This is a genomic window from Hymenobacter bucti, from assembly GCF_042681145.1.
GTDB classification, from domain to species: domain Bacteria; phylum Bacteroidota; class Bacteroidia; order Cytophagales; family Hymenobacteraceae; genus Hymenobacter; species Hymenobacter bucti.
The window spans coordinates 1017371-1043779 of record NZ_JBHUFD010000003.1 but is presented as its reverse complement, the minus strand read 5'-3'; the positions used below and the strand labels follow the sequence as shown (position 1 = coordinate 1043779).

The window sequence follows — 26409 nt, the reverse complement described above, 5'->3', positions numbered from 1 at the left end:
GCCCATGCTGATTGTAGACGCCCACCTCGACCTGAGCATGAATGCGCTGGAGTGGAACCGCGACCTAACCCTGCCCGTGGCCGCGATAAACGCCCGCGAGGCCGGCCTCACCGACAAGCCCGACCGGGGCCTGGCTACGGTGAGCCTGCCCGAGCTGCGCCGGGGCAACGTGGGCCTGGTCGTGGCCACCCAGATTGCGCGCTACGTGGCCCCCGATAACCCGCTGCCCGGCTGGCACTCGCCGGCTCAGGCTTGGGCCCAAACCCAGGGCCAGCTAGCCTGGTACCAGGCCATGGAAGCCGCCGGCGAGATGGTGCAAATCAATAACCTAGTGACGCTGAAGCAGCACCTAGCCCGGTGGGCCGACGCCGCGACGCCCGCCGCCAGCAAGCCCATCGGCTACATCCTGAGCTTGGAAGGGGCCGACTCCCTAATAACCGTGGACTACCTGGAGCGGGCGCACGCCAGCGGCCTGCGCGCCGTGGGCCCCGCCCACTACGGCCCCGGCCGCTACGCCCAGGGCACCGACGCCACGGGCGGCCTAGGGCCACAGGGCCGGGTGCTGCTCCAGGAAATGGAGCGCCTCAACATTATCCTCGACGCTACCCACTTGTGTGATGACAGCTTTTGGGAGGCGCTCGACCACTTCCACGGCCCCGTGTGGGCCAGCCACAACAACTGCCGCGCCCTGGTCAACCACAACCGCCAGTACAGCGACGACCAGATTCGGGCCCTGGCGGCGCGCGGCGCGGTCATCGGCGCCGCCCTGGATGCCTGGATGATGGTGCCCAACTGGGTGCGCGGCCACTCGACGCCCCTAGGTATGCACTGCAACCTGGAAGTGGCGCTTGACCACATCGACCACATTTGCCAGCTCACGGGTAGCGCGCAGCACGTAGGCATCGGCACCGACCTCGACGGCGCGTTCGGCCGCGAGCAGTGCCCCTATGACCTAGAAACCATTGCCGACCTGCAAAAACTGCCCGCGCTGCTGGCCAAGCGCGGCTACAGCCCCGCGGATATTGAGGGAATGCTGCACGGCAACTGGCTTCGGTTTTTAAAAAATACGTGGGTGTAAAATTCCTGCTTTTAAAGTAGTTGCTTATATTTCGCTCTCTAGACGCGCATGCTGAATCCAGACGTAGCCGTGCTGCAATAGGAGCAGAGTAGCCAGCAGGCGGCTCAGGCGGCCGTTGCCATCCTGAAACGGATGGATGCTGACGAAGTCGTAGCAAAACAGGGCGCACTTTACTAACGGGTGCGTGGCGGTATCGGCGTGGTACTAGGCTAGCAGTTCGCGCATCGCGTCTTCGGTAGCGAAGCCTGGGGCGGTAGTTTGAAAAATCACCTGCTTGCTTCCATCGGGCAGCGAGGCTTCTACGGTGTTGCTGTGCTGCTTGTAGTTGCCCCGGTGCCAGTCGTCTTTGCGGCTAAAGCGCAGCAGCTGGTTGTGCAGCCCTTTGATACTGTTCTCCGTGATGTCGATGTCGGCCTACGACTCAGAAATTAAATCCAGTACCTGAAAATAGCCTACCACCTCCTGCGAGTCCCGGTCTTCAAGCTTGGTAATGTCGGTGTTACGCAGCAGCACCTCCACTTCTTCATCGCTCATGCGCGAGCCCTCGATGCGGGTCGAAGCGCCCACGCTCCGCACCATGGCAATGGCTTTTAGCTGCTTCAGGCTCTGACCCTGCTGCTGCTCAATGGCCGACCACGAGGCATCGAAGCGGTCGAGCTTGCTCAAGGTACCCAACAAGCTCCAGTCCAGCGTTATTTCTACGGTGTGTACGTGCTCAGCCATAGCCCAAAAGTAGGCCAGCCCCGCCGCTCGTGATACGATTTGATACGATTATATACGATGGTGATACGATAGCCTCGCCTACCGCCGCGTGTCGCTAGCGCGAAAGCGGAGGTACAACCTCCACCTTATAGTCAGTCACGAGTTACGGCTGCGCCTAAACTCGCGCCAGTTTTAATAAAGTAATTAATTATTTGAATAAATTGAAATTAGTGTTAATATCAAAGTTAAAATTATCGTAATTTCCTTCTGACTCTCTCATAAACTGAAGTTTCTTTGCCTCTGGAATTAATTCATAAAGGTCGGGTGAGATTCCCCAAAACTCTAGTCTGTATGTCAAAATATCGCTAATAATCTTATCAATGCTGTTCGTGTTTTTAAGATTTGTAATAAGTCTTCTTGTCCAGTAACATGGAAAGGCTCTATGTGTAGCTAAAATGATGTATGACTTTCCTTGGTATGGAAAGTAATTTAAGGTCGTTGGCGCAAGAGGTGTCGTCTTAGTTCGTCCGTATTCATCATACTCCCACGTATGCTTGTTTTTTGGGTCGTGAATTGTCAATGAAGCGGAGAAGCATATTTTTCTCTCTGGTAGTTCTACTGTGGTGAATAAATTATTTATAAATACGCCCGTTCTTAATTCTGTTTCTAACTCCTTTTTGAAGAAAACCAAATCCTTAATGGCTAGTCTAGCTCCATCAAAATTGCTGTAGTGAATCTTGTGAGGTTCAATTGCTTTGTGAGCAGCTAAGAGGCTCTCACACGTTTCTAAATAGAAGTGCTGTTTCCTTAGTTCAAGGCAGATTGTTCGGTAAGTAAAAAGAGCTTGGTTTCTTGTATTGAATAAATCGACCGGATGAATTTCAATATCCTTGAAAATCGCTGTGTCATGCTCATTGCAGAAGCCAGGAAATTTATAGCCGTTATCAATGCCAACTTTAACAATTGAGAAGTGCTGCTCCGCCGTTGCTTCAAATAAAGTTGAGTTCTTTATTGTGTAAAAATGATTTGTGTTGTCGACAATACTATTTATAATAGGCCTTTTCTGTAAAACATGGCTCCCAATTGCGGCCTTTCGACAGTTTTCGAAAAGACAAGTTCTGCTGCGATTATAAATATGCTTCCGGTCCTTTTCAAGCCTGACTTTTAGTGCTAACTGGGTATCCATTGTGAATAAGATTTTAGCGATAAGAGAAGCAAGAAACATGTAAGTGGAGTGACTGTATTCGTTGTAGTCACTCCACTTACATTAGACCAAACCTACATATTCCTTCTATACTGCCCGCCGACCTCAAACAGCGCATTCGTAATCTGACCTAGGGAACAGGTCTTCACCGTTTCCATTAATTCAGCGAAGAGGTTGCCATTTTGTACGGCGATTTGCTGCAAGCGCTTCAGGGCGGCGGGGGTGGCGGCGGCGTTGCGCGCGTGCAGAGCGTCGAGCATCGTAATCTGGTACTGCTTTTCCTCCTCCGTGGCGCGGATGACCTCGGCCGGAATGACTGTGGGCGAGCCCTTAGACGAGAGGAAGGTATTGACGCCGATAATCGGGTATTCGCCGGTGTGTTTCAGCATCTCGTAGTGCAGGCTTTCCTCCTGGATTTTGCCGCGCTGGTACATGGTTTCCATCGCGCCGAGCACGCCGCCGCGCTCCGTGATGCGGTCAAATTCGAGCAGCACCGCGTCCTCGACCAGGTCGGTCAGCTCCTCAATGATGAAGGAGCCTTGCAGCGGGTTTTCGTTTTTGGCCAGCCCCAACTCGCGGTTGATGATAAGCTGAATGGCCATGGCGCGGCGCACGCTTTCCTCGGTGGGCGTGGTGATGGCCTCGTCGTAGGCGTTGGTATGCAAGCTGTTGCAGTTGTCGTAGATGGCGTAGAGCGCCTGCAACGTGGTGCGGATGTCGTTGAAGTCGATTTCCTGGGCATGCAGCGAGCGGCCCGAGGTCTGGATGTGGTATTTCAGCATCTGGCTGCGGGCGTTGGCGCCGTACTTCAGCTTCATGGCCTTGGCCCAGATGCGGCGCGCCACCCGCCCAATGACGGCGTACTCGGAGTCGATGCCGTTGGAGAAAAAGAACGACAGGTTGGGCGCGAAATCGTTGATGTTCATGCCCCGGCTCACGTAGTACTCCACGAACGTGAAGCCGTTGCTGAGCGTGAGCGCCAGCTGGGTAATTGGGTTAGCGCCCGCCTCGGCAATGTGGTAGCCCGAAATGCTGACCGAGTAGAAGTTACGCACCTTCTCGGTGATGAAATACTCCTGCACGTCGCCCATCAGGCGCAGCGCAAACTCGGTGCTGAAAATACAAGTATTCTGAGCCTGGTCTTCCTTCAGAATATCGGCCTGCACGGTGCCGCGTACCTGGGTCAGGGTCGTGGCTTTGATTTGCTGATACACGTCGGCGGGCAGCACGTCTTCGCCGGTCACGCCGAGTAGGAGCAGGCCAAGGCCGTTGTTGCCCTCGGGCAGCTCGCCCTGGTAGCGGGGGCGGGGCTGCTGGCGGGCGGCGTACAGCTGGTCGATTTTGGCCTCCACCTCGGCTTCGAGGCCGTTTTGGTGAATGTACTTCTCGCAGTTCTGGTCGATGGCCGCGTTCATAAAAAACGCCGCCAGGGTCGCCGCCGGGCCGTTTATGGTCATGCTCACCGAGGTGGCGGGGTGCGAGAGGTCGAAGCCCGAGTAGAGCTTTTTGGCATCGTCGAGGCAGGCGATGCTGACGCCTGCGTTGCCGATTTTGCCGTAGATGTCGGGCCGGTGGTCGGGGTCTTCGCCGTAGAGCGTCACCGAGTCGAAGGCCGTGCTCAAGCGCTTGGCGGGCAGGCCTTTGCTCACGTAGTGGAAGCGCCGGTTGGTGCGCTCCGGCCCGCCTTCGCCGGCAAACATGCGGGTCGGGTCTTCGCCCTCGCGCTTGAACGGGAACACGCCCGCCGTGTAGGGAAACTCGCCGGGAAAATTCTCCTGCATGGCCCAGCGCAGGCGGTCGCCCCAGCCCAGGTAGCGCGGCACGGCCACTTTAGGTATACTATTGCCCGACAACGACTTCGTGTGCGTCTGCACCCGGATTTCCTTGTCGCGCACCTTATACACGTACTCGGGGTTGCGGTAATTTTGGAGCGTGTCGTCCCAGTTTTCGAGCAGCGCCTGGGCGTCGGCGTCGAGGCGGCGGAGCTGGGTTTGCACGTTTTTAGCAAAGTCCTGGGCCGTGGCATCGGCGCTATCGGCGGCGCCATAGTGCTTGGCTAGGGTCGCAAACGAGCCCGCGACTTCGGCAATGGCCACCTGCTCGGCCACGCGCTTGTCGTAGGCGCGGTTGGTTTCGGCGATTTCGGAGAGGTAGCGCGTGCGGCTCGGCGGAATGATGTAGACCTTTTCCGACTGCTCGGCGCTGGTTTCGAGGTGCGAAGTGAATTGCGCGCCCGTCTTTTCCTCCAGCGTGCTGAGGATGGCCCGGTAGAGCCGGTTCATGCCGGGGTCGTTGAACTGCGAGGCGATGGTGCCAAACACTGGCATGGTGTCCAGCGCCGCATCCCAGCGCTGGTGGTTGCGCTGGTACTGCTTGCGCACGTCGCGTAGGGCGTCGAGGCCGCCGCGCTTGTCGAATTTGTTGAGCGCAATGACATCGGCAAAGTCCAGCATGTCAATCTTTTCGAGCTGCGTGGCCGCGCCGTACTCGGGCGTCATCACGTAGAGGCTCACGTCGGAATGCTCGATAATTTCGGTGTCGCTTTGGCCGATGCCGCTGGTTTCGAGAATGATGAGGTCGAAATCGGCGGCCTTCACCACGTCCACCGCGTCCTGCACGTACTTACTGAGCGCGAGGTTACTCTGGCGCGTGGCCAGGCTGCGCATGTACACCCTAGGCGAGTTGATGGCGTTCATCCGGATGCGGTCGCCGAGCAGCGCACCGCCGGTTTTGCGCTTGCTAGGGTCCACCGAAATGATGGCCAGCGTCTTCTCCGGAAAGTCAAGCAGGAAGCGCCGCACCAGCTCATCGACCAGCGACGACTTGCCCGCGCCGCCCGTACCGGTGATGCCGAGGATGGGCGCGCCGTGCGTTTTGCCAGGTGTCAAAAGCTGCGTGCCGTCGCTTTCCTGCTGCTGAAAGTCAGCCACCAACTGGCCTTTCACCCGCTCAAACTCCTCGGGGAAGTTCTCGGCCGCCGAAATCAGCCGGCCGATGCTGCGCGCGTCCTTCTCCTTAATATGCGAAACCTCGCCGTTCAGCTGCTGGCCGGTGGGGTAGTCGCTCTCCTCCAGCAAGTGGTTAATCATGCCCTGCAAGCCCATCGAGCGGCCATCATCGGGCGAGTAGAGGCGCGTGATGCCGTAGCCTTGCAGCTCCGCGATTTCGGAGGGCAGAATTACGCCGCCGCCGCCGCCGAAGATTTTGATGTGGCCCGCGCCGCGCTCCTGCAAGAGGTCAAACATGAACTTGAAGTACTCGTTGTGCCCGCCCTGGTAGCTCGTGATGGCAATGGCCTGAGCGTCTTCCTGAATGGCGCAGTCCACGACTTCCTGCACCGAGCGGTTGTGCCCCAGGTGAATAACCTCGGCGCCGCTGCTCTGGATGATGCGACGCATAATATTGATAGCCGCGTCGTGCCCATCAAACAGCGCGGCGGCCGTGACGATGCGAACGTGGTTTTTGGGCTTGTAGGGGGCGGCTGGGGCGGGATGCATGGGGGAGGGGAAGTAGCGCGAAGTTTCACTTCGCGTCCAGTTCTGAAGGGGGGAGGACGCGAGGTTTTTGAGTATACGAAGGTACGAAAAAGCCCCGGCGGGGTCGGCCGGGGCTTTGCGTTACTCGTCATCGAATAAGTTATCAGTTTGAAGACGCTGTAAAAAGTCGTCCCATGTTCGGCCTATAACAACAGCAGTTTCTTCGTCGTGACCAATAAAGGGTACTGCTACAAAATTGCCGGTATCTTTCTCAATAGCAAGGGCTTCACCGCCTCCATCAGCGCCGATTAAAAAATAGCCTGGATAAACTTCGGCTGCTTCGCGGTCAGCATTGTATTGCAACAGCTCATGGTCCTCAACCAGATAAGCACCATCAAATTGGTAGGTGCTTTCAGCAGAGAACAAATAGGCCAAGTGCTCTTTGGGAAGCTCAAAATCAAGCTGTGCCAAAAAGTCCCGTTGGTACTGTGATACCATAGTGAAAGAGGTTTTTGGTAATTACCGCAGCTTCCGCAAATCTAGCCGAAACCCCGGTAGCACGGCCTCGCCCGATAGCTCGCGCTCGAAGCCTTCCACTGTTTCGTAGCTTTCCTGCCCGGCACGGAAAATGTACGCTTTTTCATCGTCGCACGAGAGCAGCCAACCTAGGAGCGCGCCACACTGACGGTGCTCTTCCATTTTGGCTACTAGAACCTTCAGGGAGTCGGTTTTGGAGCGAAGCTCGACTACAAAATCCGGGCACACGGCTGCGAATTTTTCCTGTTGCTCCGGCGTGAGCGCTGCCCACTGAGCCGCCGATACCCACGAGGCATCGGGGGCGCGCACGGCGCCGTTGGGTAGGGTAAAGCCGGCATTGGAGTTAAAAATTTCACCAGCTTCGGGGTGCTCGTTCCACCAAGCACCGAGTTGAGCGAGGAGGCGGGCATTGCGCCGGCCGGTGATGGTGAACGTAGGGGCCATAATCAGAATTTCGTGCTGCGCATTACGCTCGATGCGCCACTGGCGATGCTGCTGGCAAAAGTCGAAAAACTCCGCCTCGCTCATGCGGCTCATGTACGGGTCATCCAAAATCAAAGGCTCGTCGGCGAAGAGGGCGTTCATAATGGAGGCGCTGATTGGGTGAGAGAACAAGGTACGAAAAAGCGCCGGCGCAGTGGCTGGCTGGGCAGGGCAAGCAGGCCAGGGTCGCTCTCACGTAAATGTGGCGAAAAGACTGCCCGCCCAGGTCCATCATTTTCTTTAGTTTGATGACTAAAACGCGTTCTAAAACGTTAATGCCTTGCCACAGCCGCCATGCGCGGCCCCAACGTATTTACTATGAAAGAAGCTACTTCACCCGAAACCGTATTAACCGAGCAGGACATCGACCGCATCATCGAAATGGCGTGGGAAGACCGCACGCCTTTTGAAGCCATCGAGCTGCAGTTTGGCCTGGCCGAAGCGGACGTTATCAAGCTCATGCGCCGCGAAATGAAGGCTTCGTCGTGGCGCATGTGGCGCGCCCGCGTGCAGGGCCGCCCCACCAAGCACCGGGCTAAAAGCGCCGTGGATGATGCCCGTTTCAAATCCACCTTGCAGAAGAACATCACCTTCAATAAGATATCCAAGCGCCGCTAGCGCTTGCGATTTCGTAGCGAGAAGTCGTGTTTGACATTCCTATAAAACGCCAAACAGCCGGACTACCTCCTAGGTAGCCCGGCCGTTTGCTTTTGATGCCGCCGCTACCTAGGCGGCGGTTTCCTTCTGGACTTTAGCCTTTTTCACGTCCGGAATCAAGTTGTGAGGGTTGATTACAAACTTCCGAGCCACGCCTTTGTCGAACTCGGCGTAGCCTTTGGGTGCGTCGTCGAGGCTGATAATCTCCACATTCACGGCCTTGGCAATCTCAATTTTATCGTACAAAATGGCCTGCATAAGCTGGCGGTTGTAGCTCATCACGGGGGTTTGGCCGGTGTGGAAAGAGTGGCTCTTGGCCCAGCCCAGGCCGAAGCGGATGCTCAGGTTGCCGGTTTTGGCGGCCGCTTCCTTGGCGCCGGGGTCGTCGGTGACGTACAGGCCGGGGATGCCGATGGAGCCGCCCGCGCGGGTAATTTCCATGAGTGAGTTGAGCACGGCGGCGGGCACTTCGGTTTTGGCCTGGGCGCCGTGGCCGCTAGCCTCGAAGCCCACGCAGTCGATGGCGCAGTCGATTTCGGGCACGCCCAAAATCTGGGTAATCTGCTCGGTCAGGCTGGCGTCCTCGTTTAGGTCCACCGTTTCGCAGCCGAACGAGCGGGCGTGCGCCAGGCGCGCCTTATTCATGTCGCCCACTATCACCACGGCGGCCCCTAGCAGCTGCGCCGAGGCGGCAGCGGCCAGGCCCACCGGGCCCGCGCCGGCCACGTACACCGTGGTGCCGGGGCCCACGCCCGCCTTCACGGCGCCGTGGAAGCCGGTCGGGAAAATGTCGCTCAGCATGGTCAGGTCGCGGATTTTTTCCATCGCCTGGTCTTTGTTCGGGAATTTGAGCAGGTTAAAATCGGCGTAGGGCACCATCACGTACTCGGCCTGGCCGCCGACCCAGCCGCCCATGTCCACGTAGCCGTAGGCGCCGCCGGCGCGGCCTTCGTTCACGGTCAGGCAGATGCCGGTTTTCATCTCTTTGCAGGTGCGGCAGCGGCCGCAGGCCACGTTGAAGGGCACCGACACGAGGTCGCCCTTCTTAAGAAATTCCACGTCGTCGCCGGTTTCAATGACTTCGCCCGTGATTTCGTGGCCCAGCACCAAGCCCGCCGGGGCTGTGGTACGCCCACGCACCATGTGCTGGTCGGAGCCGCAGATGTTGGTCGAAACGACCTTGAGGATAACCCCGTGGGTAATTTTCTTGCCCTTCGGGTTTTTAAGCTCTGGAAAATCAATGCTTTGCACCTCGACTTTGCCGGGGCCCAGGTACACAACGCCTCTGTTACTTGCCATATTGGTTTGGGTGGTTTTAGGTTCTGTTATCAGTCAGCTTTTCAGTTATCAGTCATCAATTAACAGTTATCATCATGTAAATTAGAATGACAACTGTCAATTGATAACTGAAAAGACTACTTGCCTGCTACAGCGTTCACGCCAGCCTCGGCCACGGTGTGGTCGTTCTCGACCGAGTCGCCCGACACGCCGATGGCGCCGATTATTTTGCCGCTGCCGTCTTTAATGGGCAGCCCGCCGGGGAAGGTGATGAGGCCGCCGTTCGACACCTCAATGTTGAAGAGCGGGCCGCCGGGCTGCGAGGCCTGGCCGAGGTCGCCGGTGGGCATGTCGAAGAAGCGGGCCGTTTTGGCCTTCTTAATCGAAATGTCGAGCGAGCCCAGCCACGCATCGTCCATGCGGGCGAAGGCCACGAGGTTGGCGCCCGCATCCACGATGGCAATGTTCATCTTGACCCCTAGGTCTAAAGACTTTTGGTGGGCGGCTTGGATGGCGGCTTGCGCCTGTTCGAGGGAGATACCCATGAGAATACGCAGTTTGGAGAGGTGGAAAAAAAGTCCCTTCGCTACGGCGAAACCCATGGGGTAGTTGCTTGGTATGAAGGACTTGCGACGATACCCAACCTTCTTGCGACGATAGCACAGGCCGCCCATAATAGCAGGGCAGCGCCAGCCGCTAAAACGCAAAAAATCCCCGGCGAAACGGCCGGGGATTTTTCATTATCTAGGCCAGCGCGCTACCTAAAAGCAGCCCCGCTCGGCTCAAACCTACGCCGCGTCGAGCGCCTCGCGCAGCGCCTTGGCAGCGGCGGCGGGGTCTTTGGCGCCGTAGATAGCGCCACCGGCCACGGCCACGGCTACGCCGGCCTGCTTCACGGCGGCGATGGTGTTGAGGTTCACGCCGCCCGCGATGGACACGGGCACGCCGGCGCGTTTGGCCTCGTCAATGAGCACCTGGATGGAGTAGCCGGGCGCGGCCTGCTCGTCGAGGCCAGCGTGCAGCTCCACAAACTCTACACCGAGCTTGCTCACTTCCTGGGCGCGCTTCACGCGGTCCTTCACGCCGATGGTGTCTACCACTACGCCTTTGCCGTGCTCTTTGGCCGCCTTCACGGCGCCAATGATGGTGGCGTCATCTACCGAGCCTAGGATGGTAACCAGGTCGGCGCCCGCACCGAAAGCCATGCCGGCTTCCAGCTCGCCGGTGTCGGCGGTTTTGAAATCGGCGAACACCAGCTTGTCGGGGTGCGCGGCTTTCATCGCCTTGATAACGGCCAGGCCTTCGCTCTTGATGAGCGGGGTGCCCAGCTCGATAATGTCCACGTAGGGCGCCACTTTAGCGGCCAGTTCGAGGGCTTCTTGGGTGCTTAGTAGGTCGATTGCAACTTGTAACTTAGCCATGGGAAGGGTTCTTGATAGAGAGTAAAACGGAGTGGCACTCCGTTTTGGGGGGTAGAAAACGGAGTGCCACTCCGTTTTACAGATTTATTCCAGGTTGGCGTGGCGTTTCCAGAGCTCCTCGGCCGGTGTACCATCCAAGGCCCACAGGGTCTGGAAGATAGCGTCGGTCAGGAGCAGTACTGATTGCTCGAAGAGGCTGCCCGCGTATTGCTGCGAAATGGTGCCGCCGTGGTCTTGCTTTTGGGCGGCGGGCAGCACCACTACCAGCGTGGCCAGCGCGGCCAGGGGCGAGTCGGCCGTAGTGGAGATGGCGACCACTTGCGCGCCAGCCGCTTTGGCTTTTTCGGCGGCTTTCACGATGGTGCTGGTGGTGCCCGAGCCCGAGCCGGCCAGCAGCAGGTCGCCGGCCCCGATGGCCGGCGTAGTGGTTTCGCCCACCACAAATACCGTGAGGCCTAGGTGCATCAGGCGCATGGCGGTGGCCTTGAGCGCCAGCCCGGTGCGGCCCGCGCCCACCACAAAAACCCGCTTGGCGTGTTGGAGCAGCGGCACTAGGGCCGCCACCGGGGCAAAATCTACTTGCGCCGCTAGGCGCTGGTTTTCGTCAATAATGGCCTGCCAGCTTTGGCGCAGGTCGTGGCTCAGCTTATCGGCATCTAACTCGCTCATCGGGAAATCACTGCTTTTTCGGCCCCGGCAAACCCGTGCTAGGGGGGCGTATCGGTCAGCGTTTTGTGCGGCCGATACTTGCACTGCAAAAGTAGAAGCGCCCTAATTCCGGGGCTTGTACTATCCTAGCAACCGCTGGCACTATCCTAGCAAATGCGCTAGGCGAGGCGTTGGGGTCCGCCCGACGGGCCCCAAACCCGGCCGCCTTGGGCTAGATATCGTTAGGAGGTGTGTCCGTTCCTCCGCTATGTCGTCTGCCGATTTATTGCCCGCTATCCCGCGCACCCCGCCCCACGAGCTAACTACCCTCATCGACCACCGCCGGGTGCAGACCCTGGAGAAGTACGAGCTGAGCATCCTGGAAACGCTGGTGCCCACCGACCAAGTTGCGCAGTCGTTCAGTGACCTGGTGCTCACTAACATGCTGCGCGGCAAGAAAGTGATGCACCTGCTCGACCAGCAGGCCTTCCACTACCTGCCCGGCCACACGATGGTGGTGCCGCCGCACCTCAAGATGATGATTGACTTCCCGGAGGCCTCCGACGCTACCCCCACGCAGTGCGTGGCCCTGGCCATCGACCGGCTCCAAATCATCGATACCGTCAACTACCTCAACGAGTTTTACCCGCGCACCGAGGGCGTCAAGTGGAGCTTCAGCTTCACGCAGCACCACTTTTATAACAATGAGGAAGTAACGGCGCTCATCTATAAGCTGGTGCGCCTGGGGTTTGATAATTCGCAGAACAAGGATATTCTGGCCGATTTTGCCGTGAAGGAGCTGCTGCTGAGGCTGATGCAGCTGCAAAGCCTGCACGCCACCGAAAGCAACGTGGCCGTGCTGGCCACTTCCAACCGCTTTGCCCACACGCTGCACTACATCAAGGAGCACATCGCCGAGAAAATCAGCGTCGGCGAGCTCAGCGCCCAGGCTTACATGAGCAAACCCAATTTCTTCCGCGCTTTCAAGCAGGAGTTTGGCTTGTCGCCCATTGACTACATTATTAAGGAGCGCATGCGCCTGGCTAAGCGCTGCCTGCGCAACCCGGCGCTCAGCATCACCGAAATCTGTTTCCAGGCTGGGTTTAGTAACCTTGCCTATTTCACGCGCATGTTTCGGCAACTCGAGGGTATGACGCCCACCGACTACCGGGTGCTGTGCCTGATTTAGCTCGGAAGTAGCTCGGGCTCTGCGAATCCGGGCGCTCGCGCAGCGAGCATGCCGCGCCTAGGTCAGTTGTTTTCTGCCTGGCGGCTTGGGCCGCGCGAGCGCAGATGCGAGCTGCGCTCGCGCTCGGACTCGCAGCAGCCAAGCTGCGCTACTATTGGAAAGTCACGCCCGCGCCCAGCGCCAGCCGCCAGGCCAGCAGTGCCAGTAGCGCCAGCCCCACCAGGCCCCAGGCCACGCGGGTGGGGCGGGGCAGCAGTTCGCGCTGGCTCAAAAACTCCCGCTGGCAGCTCATCGCCAGCGGAATCAGCAGCAGGCCCATGGTGGCGTAGCGGAGGCCTTCGTTGACGCCTAGGTGCGGAATTTTGCTGCCGGCCAGCAGGAGCGAGCCCACCAGCCAGGGGCCAACCAGGGCGTACACCACCAGGTGCGCCCGCCGGTCAAACTGCATAATCGTGCGCGAGTCCTGCGCCTGCAAAAACGGCTCGGCCGCCAGAAAACCCAGTACCACTTGCGCGGCCGCAAAAAGCAGCCCCAGCACCATGCTGGGCCAGGTGCCGCCCCCACCCAGCAGCCAGTTGGGCACGTACCACGAGCCCGACTGCGTCACGGTGTCGGCCAGGAGGCCGCCCAGCACGGCGTTGGTGGCGTGCAGGGCCACCCACAGCAGCAGCAGCTTGCCGAGGCCCGGCTGCTGGCGCCGCCGCCAAAACAATAGAAAGCACAGCCCGCCCAGCGCTAGCGCCAGGGCCGGGCCCGCGCTGTAGATATCCAGCACCATGCCGCGCTGCCAGCCACCGTCGCCCAGCTCGAAGCGCACGCCGCCTAGGCTCCAAAAACCCGGCACGTTGGCGCGCCGCGCCATGTACACCGTGCCCGCCTGGTAGACAAAGGCAACGAGCTGGTAGGCCAGCAGGTAACAGGCCGTGGCATTGAGAAATATCTTGAGAAACTTGCTGTGCGCCCCGCCGGCCGGGCCGGCCCCGGAGGTGCTGGTGGGGGGGAGCGGGGCAGTAGTAGTAGCGAGTGGGTTCATACCCAAACATACGACCGGCCGCAAATCGGCCGTATCTTCGTGTGCGATAAAACCGCCCTCCGTTGAAGAATATCCGTAATTTTTGCATCATTGCCCACATCGACCACGGCAAAAGCACGCTGGCCGACCGGCTTCTCGAGTTCACGAGTACCGTGGCCAAGCGCGACATGCAGGCCCAGCTGCTCGACAACATGGACCTCGAGCGCGAGCGCGGCATCACCATTAAGAGCCACGCCATTCAGATGCAGTTTCCCTACAAAGGCGAAACCTACACGCTGAACCTGATCGATACGCCCGGCCACGTCGATTTCAGCTACGAAGTAAGCCGCAGCATCGCCGCCTGCGAAGGTGCGCTGCTCATTGTGGATGCGTCGCAAGGTATTGAGGCCCAAACGATTTCCAACCTTTACCTCGCCATCGGGGCCGACCTGGAAATCATTCCGGTGCTCAACAAAATCGACCTCCCGCACGCCATGCCGGAAGAGGTGACTGACGAGATTGTGGACCTTATTGGCTGCAAGCCGGAGGATATCATCCACGCCTCGGGCAAGGCTGGCATCGGCATCGAAGCCATCCTGAACGCCATCTGTGAGCGCATCCCGGCGCCGGTGGGCGACCCCGAAGCGCCGCTGCAAGCCCTCATTTTTGACTCGGTATTCAACTCCTACCGGGGTATCGAAGTCCTGTTCCGCATCAAAAACGGCACCATGCGCAAGGGCGACAAGGTGAAGTTTATGGCAACGGGTAAGGAGTACGGTGCCGACGAAATCGGTATCCTAGGCCTCAACCAGGAACCGCGCCAGGTGATGAGCGCCGGCAACGTGGGCTACCTCATCTCGGGCATCAAGGAAGCGCGCGAAGTGAAGGTGGGCGACACCATCACGCACGTGCACAACCCCACGGCCGAGGCCATCCAAGGCTTCGCCGACGTGAAGCCGATGGTATTTGCCGGCATCTACCCCGTCGATACCACCGAGTACGAAGAGCTGCGCAGCAGCATGGAAAAGCTCCAGCTCAACGACGCCTCGCTGGTGTGGGAGCCCGAGACTTCGGTGGCCCTAGGGTTCGGTTTCCGCTGCGGCTTCCTCGGGATGCTGCACATGGAAATCGTGCAGGAGCGCCTCGAGCGCGAGTTCAACATGACGGTGATTACCACCGTGCCGAGCGTGCAGTTTCATGCCACCGGCACTAAGGACCAGCTGCTGACCATCAACGCGCCGAGCGAAATGCCCGAGCCGAATTTGATTAAGCACATCGAGGAGCCCTACATTAAAGCGCAGATTATCACCGCCTCCGAGTACGTGGGGCCGATTATCACGCTTTGCATGGAGAAGCGCGGCATCATCAAGGGCCAGTCGTACCTGACCTCTGAGCGCGTGGAAATGAGCTTCGAGCTGCCGCTCTCCGAAATCGTATTTGACTTCTTCGACAAGCTCAAAACCATCAGCCGCGGCTACGCTTCGCTCGACTACGAGCTGATTGGCTTCCGCGAGTCGGACATGGTGAAGCTCGATGTGATGCTGAACGGCGAGAAGGTCGATGCCCTCTCGGCCATTGTGCACCGCTCGAAGAGCTACGAGTGGGGCCGCCGCCTCTGCGAAAAGCTGCGCGAACTGCTGCCCCGCCAGATGTTCGACATCGCCATTCAGGCCAGCATCGGGCAGAAGATTATCGCCCGCGAAACCATCAAAGCGCTGCGCAAAAACGTGATTGCCAAATGCTACGGCGGCGACATTTCGCGCAAGCGCAAGCTGCTCGAAAAGCAGAAGGAAGGCAAAAAACGGATGCGTACCGTGGGCTCGGTTGAGATTCCGCAAGAAGCGTTTCTGGCAGTGCTCAAGATTGACTGATAACGAAAGCGCGGCTCCGAAAGGGGCCGCGCTTTTTTGATAAGCTTATTTAGAGAGAGGATAATTTGCTTGCTGCGGCTTTTTGAGTTTTGGGGTTAGGTCCATATATGTTGGGGCCTTTATTGCCAGGCAAGCAAGCCAAGATTAGACTGTAAACCGGAATCAGGGCGTAGCAGCCATATTTCCCTAGGTCATGCATTCGTCGCATCCCAACGGCTAGGCTAGGTAGCATGATGGCTACCAGATAAGTCATGCTAAGAAAATTTGTATGCAACTTGATTTCGATAAAGGCGATGACAACGGAAGTGATATAGCTAAAAAGAATAAAATTCCAATACTCCGCCCGGCTTGCTCGGCCTTCGACACTTGCATATCTTCTTAAAACAGTAAAATAGTGTTTCATATAAAGTTTGTTGAACTAAGCCGTTAGGACCACCAATATACTGTATATCTGTTATTTTAGAATGCGTTTAGTAATCTTTAAGCTACCCTTTCGCCTCCTGCTGCTCCTATTACTGGCAGTCCAGGCAAGTACTCTTCACGCCGCCCCTGCGCCGCAAAAGCCAACCAGCACTAAAGTCCAGCGCCGCCAGCCGCAGCCGGTGCTGCCCGACTCGCTGGCCCAGCGCGTCGAGCGGGCGTATTTCGTGCTGAGCCGCATTAATGGTACGGCGCGTCGCGCCACCAACACCGAAGACCTAAGCGACGAATTGCCCACGGTGGAGGACAATCTGGAAGTTATTCGGGAAAACCTCGACCAGTACGGCGACGTGGTGGACGTGAAGCAGCTCCAGATGTATCGCCTGCTGCTGGCCGACATGCAGGAAAAGCTGGGCGGCTGGCGCACCACCCTGGCCGATGGCGGCAAGCAGCTCACGGCCATGCAGGCCCGGCTCGATACGCTGGCCACTCAGCTACCGCCCGCCGCCCAGCGCCCGCCCGCCACCACGCCCGTGGGCCGCGCCCTGGCCCGCCTCCAAAGTAAGGAAGACAAGGCCACCGCCCTGCTGCGCCGCAGCCGCCAAACCGTAACCGGCCTGCAAACCCGGGTGTCGGACGGTTACATTCAGGTGCTGGAATTGCAGGATGTGGTACGCGAGCAGATGTTCCGCTTCAACCGCAGCAACAGCCGGGCCGAACTGCCGCCGTTGTGGCAGCCCAGCCGCATCGTGGCCGACGAGCGCATGGGCGAACTGGCGCGGCAGTCATACGCCGCCCAGCGCTCGCTGGTAAGCTATTATTTCCGCGAAAACTGGGCGTATTGGCTGTGGATGGTAGTGCTGGCGGGCGGCTTTTTTGCCTGGGTATCGCGCAGTTTCCGGGCCTTGCGGCTGGCGGCGACGAGGGACGCGGCGGCCCCCACGCCGCTGGAGCTGCCCGAGCAGCGGCTGCACTACCTGCGGCCGGGGCCGGTGGCGGCGGCCCTGCTGGTGGTGTTTAGCCTGGCTCCGTTTTTTGACCTGAACGCGCCGGCCGCTTACACGAGCCTACTGCAACTGCTGCTGCTTATCACGCTCTCGGTGCTGGGTTGGCGCAGCTGGCCGCGGCCGGTTTTCTGGTATTGGGTGGGTATTATGGTCGCTTTTTTTGCCCTCACGTTTGCCTACGCGGGGCGGGCGCCGGGGCTAGGGATGCGCTGGGTGGCGCTGCTGCTCAACGTGGCGGCGGGTGGCTTGGGCTGGCAGTTTTGGCGCTACCTGCGCCAAAACCGGGTGCTGGCGGGCTTCGTGCGGCCGGTGGTGCTGCTCTTCATTGGCCTACAGGTGCTGGCCGTGCTGGCCAACGCCTACGGCCGCATGAGCCTAGCCAAAATGTTCACCACGGCCGCCATTTACGGTCTCACGCAGGTGGTGGCGCTGTCAGCCTTCGTGCGGGTAGTTACGGAGGCGTTTTACCTCCAGGTGCGGCGTACGCGGCAGGGCGGTAAGTTTGGTAATCGGTTCAGCTTCGGCAAGATAGAGAGCGGCCTGCGCAAGGCGCTCACGGTGATGGTGGGCGTGCTCTGGCTGATGCTGTTCTTCGCTAATCTGAACCTGTACAACCTCTTCTACCGCATTATCGAGCACGCGCTCACGGCCCCGCACCAGCTGGGCAGCACCACGTTTACGCTGGGTAATATTCTGCTTTTTACGGGTATTATCTTTATTACCATTCAGTTGCAGAAGTACGTGGGCTACTTCTTCGGCGAGGCCGACGACGATTTCGGCGTCGATACCGACCGGAAGGGCTCCTGGATGGTGGCCATCCGGCTGGGGATTCTGGCGGTGGGCCTGTTTTTGGCCACTTTGGCCTCGGGGCTGCCGGTCGATAAAATCGCCATCGTGCTGGGTGCCCTAGGTGTTGGTATTGGCCTGGGTTTGCAGAACATCATCAACAACCTCGTGTCGGGCGTGATTCTCATCTTTGAGCGGCCGTTTCAGGTGGGCGACTATATCGAGGTCAATGGCAAAACCGGCCGCGTGAAGGACATTGGTATCCGCTCCAGCAAGCTTATTTCGCAGGCGGGTTCCGAGATTATTCTGCCCAACGGTGACCTGCTTTCGGGCCACGTCATCAACTGGACGCTCAGCAACAATCATATTCGCAGCGAGTTAGCGCTCAGCCTAGGGCCGGATGCTGACCTCGACAAAGCCCGGCAGCTCATCACCGAGGACGTGCTCAACAACCCTAATACGCTGCACCGTGTGGCACCCGAAATCCTGCTCAACAGCGTCAATACTGCTGGCTATGAACTCAAGGTGCTATTCTGGATAAACAACATCCGCCAGGAGCAAGCTCTAAAAAGTGAGCTGCTGGCCAGTATCTACCAGCACCTTACGGAGGCCGGCATTACGATGCGATAACGTCATTATTTACTTACTTAAAGTCTGTCATTGCGAGCGCAGCGAAGCAATCGCATCAAAACGAGCCATTCAGGTGCAATTGCTTCGCTACGCTCGCAATGACAGCCAATTTTTAATTTCCCCCATGCCCGAAAACGCCCCGCACCTCATCGACGGCAAGCAAGCCGCCGAAGACATCAAAGTTGAAATTGCCGCCGAAGTAGAAGCGCTCAAAGCGGCCGGCCAGAAAGTGCCGCACCTCGCCGCCATCCTAGTAGGCCACGATGGCGGCTCCGAAACCTACGTGCGCAACAAGGTGCTGGCCTGCGAGCGCGTGGGCTTTGGTAGCACGCTGCTGCGCTTCGAGGACGATATTACGGAGGCCGAGCTGCTGGCCCAGGTGCAGCAGCTCAATGAGGATGCCGACATCGACGGCTTCATCGTGCAGCTACCGCTGCCCAAGCACATCGACGCCGAAAAGGTAATTGAGGCCATCCGCCCCGAGAAGGACGTGGACGGTTTTCACCCCACCAACCTGGGCCGCATGGTGGCCGGGCTACCCGCCCTGCTGCCCGCTACGCCCTCCGGCATTGTGGAGCTGATGGCCCGCGCCGGCATCAAAACCAGCGGCCAGCACGCTGTGGTAATCGGGCGCAGTAACATCGTGGGCACGCCGGTTAGTATACTATTAGCTAAGAACTTAGAAACGGCTAATTGCACGGTTACTTTATGCCACTCGCGCACTAAGAACCTCGCCGAAATCGTGCGCCAAGCCGACATTATCGTGGCCGCCATCGGCCGGCCCGAGTTCGTGACGGCCGATATGGTGAAGCCCGGCGCGGTGGTTATCGACGTGGGTACGACCCGCGTAACCGATGCCAACAAGAAAAGCGGCTTCAGCCTGAAAGGCGACGTCAACTTTGCCGAAGTGGCGCCGCTGGCCTCGCGCATCACGCCCGTGCCGGGCGGCGTGGGGCCGATGACCATTGCCATGCTGCTGCTGAACACGCTGCGCGCGGCCAAGGGGACGGTGTATCCGAAGTAGTCTTTCTGTCCTTGCGAGCGCAGCGAAGCAATCGCACCTGAGCGGCGGCTGAACAGGTGCGATTGCTTCGCTGCGCTCGCAATGACAAACGGGGGATTCCTTTCGTAAATTTGAGCGGCCGGAACCCCCGGCCGCGCCGCGGGCGTTGACGTAAGTCGCGCCCTTTTTTAGTTGCTTATGTCTGCCGTCACCGATTTTTTTGCTTCGTTGCCTATCCTTACCGCCCACGAGCCCGCTACCGCGCTGCCCGTAATGGAACAGTTCTATACCATTCAGGGCGAAGGCTTTAATACGGGGCGGGCGGCTTATTTTATCCGCCTAGGGGGCTGCGACGTGGGCTGCGTGTGGTGCGACGTGAAAGAGTCGTGGGATGCCGACGCGCACCCGCGCCACGCCATTGCCGACCTGGTAGCGTCAGCCAGCGAGTACCCCGGCCGCAACGTAGTTATCACGGGCGGTGAGCCGCTGATGCACGACTGCTTGCCGCTCACCAAAGCTTTGCAGGAAGCCGGGTTTAAAACTTGGATTGAAACCAGCGGCGCGCACCCGCTCTCGGGCAATTGGGACTGGATATGCGTGTCGCCCAAGAAGTTTAAGGCCCCGCTGCCCGAGGTGCTGGCCCACGCCGACGAGTTGAAAATTATCGTCTTCAACGACAGCGACTTCAAGTGGGCTGAGGAGCACGCGGCCCTCGTGCCGCCCACCACGCGCCTATACTTACAACCCGAGTGGAGCCGCGCCGCCCGCATGACGCCCGCCCTCATCGACTACGTGAAGGCCCACCCGCGCTGGCAGGTGTCGCTGCAAACCCACAAGTACCTCGATATTCCGTAGCGCGGCGCGGGCGCTGCATCTTTGCGGAGCCTAGGTGAAGGAGGCCTGAACGGTCGGGCGGCTTGCGTCGTTAAGCTGTTCGGGTTGGCCCACCTAGGGCACCTGCTCGCGTCTTTTCTGCTCTATGCTGCCCAAAATCCTGTTTTCTGCCAGCCTGCTCGTTGGTTTGGCCGCTGCGCCCGCCCTGGCGCAAGTGCCCGCTAGCATCACCGACAACAAGGCCCGCGGCCTTTACGAAAAGGCTCAGCAGCTACTCCAGCGCGACCGCCAGCCCCAGCAGGCGCTGGCCGTGTGGCAGCAGCTCACCGATAAATACCCCGATTACGGCGAGCCCTACCTGCGCAAGGCGTCGCTGCTGCTCACCCTCGGCGACCACCCTAGGGCGCTTGAAGCCTACCAGGCCGGCCTCAGTAAGCTGCCCGTGGAGCCCGCCCGCGCCGCCGACTACTTCCTGATGGGCCGCCTGGCCGGCGAAGTGGGCGACTATGCCGCCGTGCGCACGGCGTTTACCAACTACCTGCAAACCAACCCGAACAGTAAAAGCCAGGTGGAGACGGCCAAGTTGCAGCTGCAAAACTGCGATTTTGCGGCCGAGGCCATGGCGCATCCCACCGGCCCGCCGCCCGAGCGCCTAGCCGCGCCGCTCAATCAGTTTCGGGACCAGTACTTCCCGGTGCTCACCGCCGACAACCGTTCGCTGGTGTTCACGGTGCGCCGCAATCCCGAGAAGCAAGGCCAGGAGAACGAGGATTTGCTCATCAGCGCCGTCGATGCCAGCGGTAAGTTTGGGGCGCCGCAGTCGATTTCGCCGGTCATCAACTCGCCCGAGAACGAGGGCGCGGCCACCATCTCCGGTGATGGCAAAACACTGGTATTCACCAGCTGCGGCCGGGCGGGTGGGCTGGGTAACTGCGACCTCTACATCTCGCACCGGCGCGGCAACCAGTGGACGGCCCCGCGTAACCTAGGCGTGCTGGTGAATTCCAAAGCCTGGGACTCGCAGCCCTCGCTCTCGGCCGATGGGCGCACGCTGTACTTCTCCTCCAACCGGGGCGGCGGCGTGGGCGGCTACGACGTGTACGTGAGCACCATCGGGGCTGAGGGCAGCTGGGGCGCCGCCCGCAACCTAGGCGTGCCCATCAACACCACCCGCGACGACCTGGCGCCCTTCATCCACGCCAGCGGTACCACGCTCTACTACAGCACCAACGGCCGGGTGGGCCTAGGTAGCTCCGATATCTTCCGCTCGGTGCTCGATGAGAAGGGCCAGTGGGGCGAGCCGCTCAACGTGGGCTACCCGCTCAACACGTTTGCCAACGAGGCCTCGCTCTTCATCAGCTCCGATAATAAGCGCGCCTACTACACCCGCACCGAGCGGCCGCAGTCAGGCGACGCGCCCGGCCTGCCGCCCGCCATCCTGCTCTACGGCAGCGAGGTGCCGGCCAGCGCCCGCGCCCGCGAAACCAGCACCTACACCCAGGGCCGCGTGTTTGACGCCGTGACCAAAAAGCCCATCGAGGCTATGGTGCAGCTGTTTGACCTGAATACCAATGCCCTGATGCAGCAAGTGTACTCGGATGGCGAAACCGGCGAGTACACCGCCGTGCTCAACGAGGGCCGCGCCTACGCCATGTACGCCGCTGCGCCCGGCTACCTGCTCAAAAGCCTGAGCTTCGACTACTCGAACCAGCAAAAGTTTGACCCGCTGACGCTGGACATCTACCTCGACCCCGCCAAAAGCGGCCGGAGCGCGGTGCTCAACAACCTCTTCTTCGACTCCAACAAGGCCACCCTCAAGCCCCGCTCGCGCACCGAGCTCAGCCGGCTGGTCGAGTTTCTGCGCCAGGACCCCAGCCTGCGCGTGGAAGTAGCCGGCTACACCGACAACGTGGGCACGCCGGCCGCCAACCTGAGCCTGAGCCAGCGCCGGGCGCAGACGGTTTTGGACTACCTCGCCAGCCAGGGCGTGCCCGCCGCCCGCCTGCGGGCCAAGGGCTACGGCGAAACCCGGCCGCTGGCGGCTAATGATACGGAAGTGCACCGTGCCCAAAACCGGCGTATCGAGCTGCGGATTCTGTAGCCGTGACTTAAAGCAAGGCTTTAAGAGGGCGAAAATTTACTAGGATTGTTCGAATAAAATGTAGTGCCCGCCTTTGTGCGGGCATTTTTTTTATCTCAAGCTTGGCTTTTTCAATCTAAAATAAGAAGCCGAATATGAGATGGTTATGTTTTGAGTAAAAAATAGGCGAATTAAAAAAGTGCCATAGTCACCCGATTTTGTCCAAAAAATAAAAAGCGTGTAGGTTTGAATCAGTTACCCCGGCCACTTCGGCAACGCTGCTGGCCGGCTTCCTAAAATATCATCATTTTCCAACCTCTACCTTTTTTACTCATGAAAAACCTATTAGCCGCTGCTTGCCTCACGGTGGGCCTCACCAGTGCCCGCCCCGCCCACGGTCCCGGCGAAGACCCCAAGGCGTACCCCCGGTCGGTAGCCACGCATGCTACGGCGCTGACCCAGGCGCTGGCCCGCCGCATTCACTGCAACGAGGGGCAGTACCTCGCCATCAAGAAGCTGCACCTGCACTACCTAGAGGAGCGCCGCCAGATGGAATTTGAGCTAGGTATTGCCAACGCCCCGGCCGCCGAACGCGACGAGCAGCTGTCTACCGCCCAGTACCAGTACGAGCAGGCGCTCAATAATATTCTGGAGCCCGAGCAGCGCCTGGCCTACCAGCAGCTGCGGGCCTCGTTTACTGCGCACCGGCTGTAATAAGTTTGGGTCGCTGCCGATAGAGGCCTAGCCTCCATCGGCAGCGATTGAATTACTTCCGTGAAATAACTCGTTTTAACCCATGAAAAAATTTGAATACCGCCTGCTCAACCCTGAAAGTGGTGTTTTCAAGGGCTACGACTATGATAAAATCACTACCCAGCTCAATCAACTAGGTAGCCAAGGCTGGGAGGTAGTTTCGACAGTTAACGCCCCGGCCGGCAATCAACTCAACAACTTGCTTATCACGCTCAAGCGCGAGCTACCAGGGTAGGGTAGGACCACTAAAAAAAGGGCCAGCCTGCTACTTGCAGGCTGGCCCTTTTTTACTGATGAATAGCTACCTAGGCGCGCTCGCCCATCGCTACGTAGTCGCGCTCGGTCTCGCCGGTATAAATCTGGCGGGGGCGGCCGATGGGCTCCTTGTTCTCGCGCAGCTCTTTCCACTGGGCAATCCAGCCGGGGAGGCGGCCCATGGCGAAGAGCACCGTGAACATTTCGGTGGGAATACCTAGGGCCTTGTAGATGATGCCCGAGTAAAAGTCTACGTTCGGGTACAGCTTGCGCTCGATGAAGTACTGGTCAGTGAGGGCCGCCTGCTCCAGCTCCTGGGCGATTTTCAGCAACGGGCTGTCTTGCTTACCTAGGGCTTGCAGCACCTCGTCGGCGGCCTTTTTGATGATTTTGGCGCGCGGGTCAAAGTTTTTGTACACGCGGTGGCCGAAGCCCATGAGGCGGAACGAGTCGTTCTTATCCTTGGCCTTGGCGATGAACTTGCTGGTGTCGCCGCCGTCGCGCTCGATTTCTTCGAGCATCTCGATAACCTCTTGGTTGGCGCCGCCGTGCAGCGGGCCCCACAGGGCATTCACGCCCGCTGATACCGAGCCGTAGAGGCTGGCGTTGGCCGAGCCCACGAGGCGCACGGTGCTGGTCGAGCAGTTTTGCTCGTGGTCGGCGTGCAGGATGAGTAGCTTGTTCAACGCGCTCACTACCACCGGGTTTTGCTCATACTGCTCCGTGGGGTAGCTGAACATCATGTAGAGGAAGTTGGACGTGTAGTCGAGCTCGTTGCGCGGGTACACGAAGGGGTGGCCCACCGAATTCTTGTAGCTCCAGGCCGCGATGGTCGGCAGCTTGGCGATGAGGCGCACGATGTTGAGGTTCAGCTCTTCCTTGCTCAGCTCCGGGGCGATGCTCTTGGGATAAAACGCCGTGAGCGAACACACGATAGACGCCAGAATACCCATGGGGTGGGCCGACGACGGGAAGCCGTCGAGAATCTTGCGAATGTCTTCGTGCACCAGCGAGTGCTGGGTAACGTCGTAGCGAAACGCATCGAACTCGGCCTGCGTCGGCAACGAGCCGTAAATCAGCAGGTAAGCTACTTCCAGGAAGGTAGACTTTTCGGCCAGTTGCTCGATGGGGTAGCCCCGGTAGCGCAGAATGCCCTCCTCGCCGTCGAGAAACGTGATGGCGCTTTTGGTGGCGCCGGTGTTCTTGTAGCCGGGGTCGTAGGTCACGTAGCCGGTCTGGTCGCGCAACTTGCCGATGTCGAAGGCCTTTTCGTGCTCGGTGCCTTCGATAATGGGCAAGCTAATGGTCTTGCCATCGAGGGTGAGGTCAGCAGTTTCTGCCATTGTACTAGAGAGGAGTGGGTGGTGTAACGTCAGGGAGGATTCTAAGCGCGAAGCTAACGCCGGACCGCAGATTTAACTGATTTAACGGATTGCGCAGATACGCCCGCCTGCGGCGGGCTGGCTAGGCTGGCTGGGGCAATGAGGGCAAAGCAGATATGACGCTAAGAAGGAGAAAGCACCACTGCCGCCTTTTTTCTGGCTAAAGAACAACCCGTTAGAAGGCTTTGTTTGCCCTCATTGCCCCAGCCAGCCTAGTCAGCTCGCCGCAGGCGGGCGTATCTGCGCAATCCGTTAAATCAGTTAAATCTGCGATTTATTTACCGATGCAGAACTGGGTGAAGATGCTCGTCAGCAGGTCGTCCGACGAGATGTCGCCCGTGATTTCGCCCAGCGCGCCGAGGGCATGGCGCAGGTCGGCGGCCAGCAGCTCGGTGCCGCGGCCAGTGGCCAGGCCCTGCTGCACGGCCCCTAGGTGCTCGGCGGCGGCCTCCAAGGCGCGAGCGTGGCGCACGTTGGTGACGATGGTAGCTGCGCCGGTGGTGGCCAGGCCCGCGCCGCGCACCTGGGTCAGCAGGGCGTCTTGTAGCTCCTCCAAACCTAGGCGCTGCCCAGCGGATATAAAGAGTGTAGAAAGCTGAGAATCGGAATTTAGAGCACTTGCGAGCTGCGTAAAGGCCGTTAGCTGAGCGGGCGTGGCAGCGTCTTGTTTATTACCTACTAGCAGCACCGGCAGTTTGGGGTGCGCGGCGGTAAACTCGCCTAGGTCGGCCCGCACTTCGGCGGGCGTCATGTTAGTTAAGTCGAAGAGGTACAGCAGCAAGGCCGCCTGACCGATGCGCTGACGCGTGCGCTGCACGCCAATGGCCTCGACCTCGTCGGCGGGGTTATCGCGCAGGCCGGCCGTATCCACGAAGCGAAAGCGCAAGCCATCAATACTCACCTCATCCTCGATAAAGTCGCGGGTGGTGCCCGGAATAGCCGACACAATGGCCCGCTCCTCGCGCAGCAACGCATTGAGCAGCGTAGACTTACCCGCATTAGGCCGCCCGGCAATGACGGTGGTAATGCCGTTCTTAATCACGTTGCCCAGCTCGAACGAGCGCAGCAAGCCATTAACGACGCCCTGCACTTCGGTGAGCAGGCGCATGAGGCCGGTGCGGTCGGCAAACTCCACGTCCTCTTCGCCAAAATCCAGCTCCAGCTCCAGCAGCGCGGCAAAGGTGATGAGCTGGGCCCGCAGGCCGCGCAGCTCATCCGAAAAACCGCCGCGCAGCTGGTTCAGTGCCACCTGGTGCGATAAAGCGGAGTCGGCCGCGATGAGGTCGGCCACGGCCTCAGCCTGGGCCAGGTCGAGTGCTCCGTTGAGAAAAGCGCGTTTAGTGAACTCGCCGGCTTCGGCCAGGCGCGCGCCCTGGCGCAGCAGGGCGCCGAGCACCTGGCGCACGATAAAATCGGAGCCGTGGCCCGAAATCTCTACCACGTCCTCGCGGGTGTAGGAGCGCGGGGCGCGGTAGAGGGCCGCCACTACTTCATCCAGGATTTGGCCGCTGGCGGGGTCGCGCAGGGTGCCGTAGTGCAGGGTGTGGCCGGGCTGGGCGGCTAGGTTTTTCTTCGAAAACAGCGCCTGGGTAATGGCTACCGCGTCGGGCCCCGAGAGGCGTACCACGGCCAGCGCCCCAATGCCGGGCGGCGTGGAAAGGGCAACGATAGTATCGGATAAGGTCGGGACCACGGATTCGTCG

General features: G+C 59.5%; 23 protein-coding genes and 1 pseudogene. 10 read left to right on the top strand and 14 right to left on the bottom strand.

All coding sequences use genetic code 11. The features are described 5' to 3' along the window. Positions 1-4 precede the first annotated feature (4 nt). Entirely contained in the window at positions 5-1078 is a 1074-nt protein-coding gene (locus ACFSDX_RS12070) for a dipeptidase (RefSeq protein ID WP_382313701.1), read from the top strand. Positions 1079-1102: 24 nt separating this feature from the next. On the opposite strand, the pseudogene ACFSDX_RS12065 reads toward ACFSDX_RS12070, so the two are convergent. The 6 genes and pseudogenes from ACFSDX_RS12065 to ACFSDX_RS12040 all read right to left on the bottom strand — a co-directional run. Further along, a pseudogene (locus tag ACFSDX_RS12065) lies at positions 1103-1258 on the bottom strand (Fic family protein); the annotation flags it as partial. Between the two features lie 234 nt (positions 1259-1492). Further along, complete coding sequence (locus ACFSDX_RS12060; RefSeq protein WP_382313699.1) at positions 1493-1801, bottom strand: Fic family protein; 309 nt, start codon at positions 1799-1801, stop codon at positions 1493-1495. 187 nt (positions 1802-1988) lie between these two features. Further along, a complete protein-coding gene (locus tag ACFSDX_RS12055; protein ID WP_382313698.1) occupies positions 1989-2966 on the bottom strand; it encodes a hypothetical protein in 978 nt (325 codons plus the stop codon). Positions 2967-3058: 92 nt separating this feature from the next. Beyond that, positions 3059-6481 carry a methylmalonyl-CoA mutase family protein gene (locus tag ACFSDX_RS12050; protein WP_382313696.1) on the bottom strand — a complete coding sequence of 1141 codons (3423 nt, stop codon included), beginning with the start codon at positions 6479-6481 and terminating at the stop codon, positions 3059-3061. Positions 6482-6601: 120 nt separating this feature from the next. Beyond that, positions 6602-6958, bottom strand: a complete 357-nt coding sequence (locus ACFSDX_RS12045; RefSeq protein ID WP_382313695.1) for a hypothetical protein — start codon at positions 6956-6958, stop codon at positions 6602-6604. 21 nt (positions 6959-6979) lie between these two features. After that, a complete protein-coding gene (locus ACFSDX_RS12040) occupies positions 6980-7582 on the bottom strand; it encodes a Uma2 family endonuclease (RefSeq protein ID WP_382313694.1) in 603 nt (200 codons plus the stop codon). A gap of 216 nt (positions 7583-7798) precedes the next feature. Between ACFSDX_RS12040 and ACFSDX_RS12035 the strand changes: the two genes are divergently transcribed. After that, positions 7799-8098: a TIGR03643 family protein gene (locus tag ACFSDX_RS12035; protein WP_382313693.1), complete on the top strand. Its 300-nt coding sequence runs from the start codon at positions 7799-7801 to the stop codon at positions 8096-8098. A 108-nt stretch (positions 8099-8206) separates the two neighbouring features. Here ACFSDX_RS12035 and fdhA read toward each other — a convergent pair whose 3' ends face one another. The 4 genes from fdhA to hxlB all read right to left on the bottom strand — a co-directional run bounded on the left by fdhA (position 8207) and on the right by hxlB (position 11505). Beyond that, a complete protein-coding gene (gene fdhA, locus ACFSDX_RS12030) occupies positions 8207-9436 on the bottom strand; it encodes a formaldehyde dehydrogenase, glutathione-independent (protein WP_382313692.1) in 1230 nt (409 codons plus the stop codon). 116 nt (positions 9437-9552) lie between these two features. After that, a complete protein-coding gene (locus tag ACFSDX_RS12025) occupies positions 9553-9960 on the bottom strand; it encodes a GlcG/HbpS family heme-binding protein (RefSeq protein WP_382313690.1) in 408 nt (135 codons plus the stop codon). A gap of 243 nt (positions 9961-10203) precedes the next feature. Further along, positions 10204-10836 carry a 3-hexulose-6-phosphate synthase gene (gene hxlA, locus ACFSDX_RS12020; protein WP_382313688.1) on the bottom strand — a complete coding sequence of 211 codons (633 nt, stop codon included), beginning with the start codon at positions 10834-10836 and terminating at the stop codon, positions 10204-10206. An 84-nt stretch (positions 10837-10920) separates the two neighbouring features. After that, positions 10921-11505, bottom strand: a complete 585-nt coding sequence (hxlB, locus tag ACFSDX_RS12015) for a 6-phospho-3-hexuloisomerase (protein ID WP_382313687.1) — start codon at positions 11503-11505, stop codon at positions 10921-10923. Positions 11506-11752: 247 nt separating this feature from the next. On the opposite strand from hxlB, the gene ACFSDX_RS12010 reads away from it, so the two are divergent. Then, on the top strand, positions 11753-12673 hold the full coding sequence (locus ACFSDX_RS12010) for a helix-turn-helix transcriptional regulator (RefSeq protein ID WP_382313685.1): 921 nt from the start codon (positions 11753-11755) through the stop codon (positions 12671-12673). Positions 12674-12824: 151 nt separating this feature from the next. Here the strand turns inward: ACFSDX_RS12010 and ACFSDX_RS12005 are convergent, their stop codons facing one another. Further along, positions 12825-13706, bottom strand: a complete 882-nt coding sequence (locus ACFSDX_RS12005) for a hypothetical protein (protein ID WP_382313684.1) — start codon at positions 13704-13706, stop codon at positions 12825-12827. 62 nt (positions 13707-13768) lie between these two features. Between ACFSDX_RS12005 and lepA the strand changes: the two genes are divergently transcribed. Beyond that, positions 13769-15556 (top strand): translation elongation factor 4, encoded by a 1788-nt coding sequence (gene lepA, locus ACFSDX_RS12000; RefSeq protein WP_133655230.1) that lies wholly within the window; start codon positions 13769-13771, stop codon positions 15554-15556. Positions 15557-15605: 49 nt separating this feature from the next. Here the strand turns inward: lepA and ACFSDX_RS11995 are convergent, their stop codons facing one another. Then, positions 15606-15959: a DUF805 domain-containing protein gene (locus tag ACFSDX_RS11995; RefSeq protein ID WP_382313683.1), complete on the bottom strand. Its 354-nt coding sequence runs from the start codon at positions 15957-15959 to the stop codon at positions 15606-15608. A 61-nt stretch (positions 15960-16020) separates the two neighbouring features. Between ACFSDX_RS11995 and ACFSDX_RS11990 the strand changes: the two genes are divergently transcribed. The 6 genes from ACFSDX_RS11990 to ACFSDX_RS11965 all read left to right on the top strand — a co-directional run bounded on the left by ACFSDX_RS11990 (position 16021) and on the right by ACFSDX_RS11965 (position 23304). Then, positions 16021-18399 (top strand): mechanosensitive ion channel domain-containing protein, encoded by a 2379-nt coding sequence (locus ACFSDX_RS11990; RefSeq protein WP_382313682.1) that lies wholly within the window; start codon positions 16021-16023, stop codon positions 18397-18399. A gap of 124 nt (positions 18400-18523) precedes the next feature. Beyond that, a complete protein-coding gene (locus ACFSDX_RS11985; protein ID WP_382313680.1) occupies positions 18524-19423 on the top strand; it encodes a bifunctional 5,10-methylenetetrahydrofolate dehydrogenase/5,10-methenyltetrahydrofolate cyclohydrolase in 900 nt (299 codons plus the stop codon). A 177-nt stretch (positions 19424-19600) separates the two neighbouring features. Next, positions 19601-20257 carry a 7-carboxy-7-deazaguanine synthase QueE gene (locus tag ACFSDX_RS11980; RefSeq protein WP_382313679.1) on the top strand — a complete coding sequence of 219 codons (657 nt, stop codon included), beginning with the start codon at positions 19601-19603 and terminating at the stop codon, positions 20255-20257. A gap of 124 nt (positions 20258-20381) precedes the next feature. After that, positions 20382-22337 (top strand): OmpA family protein, encoded by a 1956-nt coding sequence (locus ACFSDX_RS11975; protein ID WP_382313678.1) that lies wholly within the window; start codon positions 20382-20384, stop codon positions 22335-22337. A 312-nt stretch (positions 22338-22649) separates the two neighbouring features. After that, positions 22650-23030, top strand: a complete 381-nt coding sequence (locus tag ACFSDX_RS11970; protein ID WP_382313677.1) for a hypothetical protein — start codon at positions 22650-22652, stop codon at positions 23028-23030. Between the two features lie 82 nt (positions 23031-23112). Beyond that, on the top strand, positions 23113-23304 hold the full coding sequence (locus ACFSDX_RS11965) for a DUF4177 domain-containing protein (RefSeq protein ID WP_382313676.1): 192 nt from the start codon (positions 23113-23115) through the stop codon (positions 23302-23304). Positions 23305-23374: 70 nt separating this feature from the next. Here the strand turns inward: ACFSDX_RS11965 and ACFSDX_RS11960 are convergent, their stop codons facing one another. Together ACFSDX_RS11960 and mnmE are read right to left on the bottom strand one after the other, a co-directional pair. Beyond that, positions 23375-24667 (bottom strand): citrate synthase, encoded by a 1293-nt coding sequence (locus tag ACFSDX_RS11960; RefSeq protein ID WP_382313674.1) that lies wholly within the window; start codon positions 24665-24667, stop codon positions 23375-23377. A gap of 313 nt (positions 24668-24980) precedes the next feature. After that, positions 24981-26399, bottom strand: a complete 1419-nt coding sequence (mnmE, locus tag ACFSDX_RS11955) for a tRNA uridine-5-carboxymethylaminomethyl(34) synthesis GTPase MnmE (protein ID WP_382313672.1) — start codon at positions 26397-26399, stop codon at positions 24981-24983. Positions 26400-26409 lie beyond the last annotated feature (10 nt).

Bases quoted from the DNA above. Each gene is read 5' to 3' on its own strand.
- ACFSDX_RS12070 (WP_382313701.1), top strand. From the start codon at position 5: ATGCTGATTGTAGACGCCCACCTCGACCTGAGCATGAATGCGCTGGAG.
- ACFSDX_RS12060 (WP_382313699.1), bottom strand. From the start codon at position 1,801: ATGGCTGAGCACGTACACACCGTAGAAATAACGCTGGACTGGAGCTTG.
- ACFSDX_RS12055 (WP_382313698.1), bottom strand. From the start codon at position 2,966: ATGGATACCCAGTTAGCACTAAAAGTCAGGCTTGAAAAGGACCGGAAG.
- ACFSDX_RS12050 (WP_382313696.1), bottom strand. From the start codon at position 6,481: ATGCATCCCGCCCCAGCCGCCCCCTACAAGCCCAAAAACCACGTTCGC.
- ACFSDX_RS12045 (WP_382313695.1), bottom strand. From the start codon at position 6,958: ATGGTATCACAGTACCAACGGGACTTTTTGGCACAGCTTGATTTTGAG.
- ACFSDX_RS12040 (WP_382313694.1), bottom strand. From the start codon at position 7,582: ATGAACGCCCTCTTCGCCGACGAGCCTTTGATTTTGGATGACCCGTAC.
- ACFSDX_RS12035 (WP_382313693.1), top strand. From the start codon at position 7,799: ATGAAAGAAGCTACTTCACCCGAAACCGTATTAACCGAGCAGGACATC.
- fdhA (WP_382313692.1), bottom strand. From the start codon at position 9,436: ATGGCAAGTAACAGAGGCGTTGTGTACCTGGGCCCCGGCAAAGTCGAG.
- ACFSDX_RS12025 (WP_382313690.1), bottom strand. From the start codon at position 9,960: ATGGGTATCTCCCTCGAACAGGCGCAAGCCGCCATCCAAGCCGCCCAC.
- hxlA (WP_382313688.1), bottom strand. From the start codon at position 10,836: ATGGCTAAGTTACAAGTTGCAATCGACCTACTAAGCACCCAAGAAGCC.
- hxlB (WP_382313687.1), bottom strand. From the start codon at position 11,505: ATGAGCGAGTTAGATGCCGATAAGCTGAGCCACGACCTGCGCCAAAGC.
- ACFSDX_RS12010 (WP_382313685.1), top strand. From the start codon at position 11,753: ATGTCGTCTGCCGATTTATTGCCCGCTATCCCGCGCACCCCGCCCCAC.
- ACFSDX_RS12005 (WP_382313684.1), bottom strand. From the start codon at position 13,706: ATGAACCCACTCGCTACTACTACTGCCCCGCTCCCCCCCACCAGCACC.
- ACFSDX_RS11995 (WP_382313683.1), bottom strand. From the start codon at position 15,959: ATGAAACACTATTTTACTGTTTTAAGAAGATATGCAAGTGTCGAAGGC.
- ACFSDX_RS11990 (WP_382313682.1), top strand. From the start codon at position 16,021: ATGCGTTTAGTAATCTTTAAGCTACCCTTTCGCCTCCTGCTGCTCCTA.
- ACFSDX_RS11985 (WP_382313680.1), top strand. From the start codon at position 18,524: ATGCCCGAAAACGCCCCGCACCTCATCGACGGCAAGCAAGCCGCCGAA.
- ACFSDX_RS11980 (WP_382313679.1), top strand. From the start codon at position 19,601: ATGTCTGCCGTCACCGATTTTTTTGCTTCGTTGCCTATCCTTACCGCC.
- ACFSDX_RS11975 (WP_382313678.1), top strand. From the start codon at position 20,382: ATGCTGCCCAAAATCCTGTTTTCTGCCAGCCTGCTCGTTGGTTTGGCC.
- ACFSDX_RS11970 (WP_382313677.1), top strand. From the start codon at position 22,650: ATGAAAAACCTATTAGCCGCTGCTTGCCTCACGGTGGGCCTCACCAGT.
- ACFSDX_RS11965 (WP_382313676.1), top strand. From the start codon at position 23,113: ATGAAAAAATTTGAATACCGCCTGCTCAACCCTGAAAGTGGTGTTTTC.
- ACFSDX_RS11960 (WP_382313674.1), bottom strand. From the start codon at position 24,667: ATGGCAGAAACTGCTGACCTCACCCTCGATGGCAAGACCATTAGCTTG.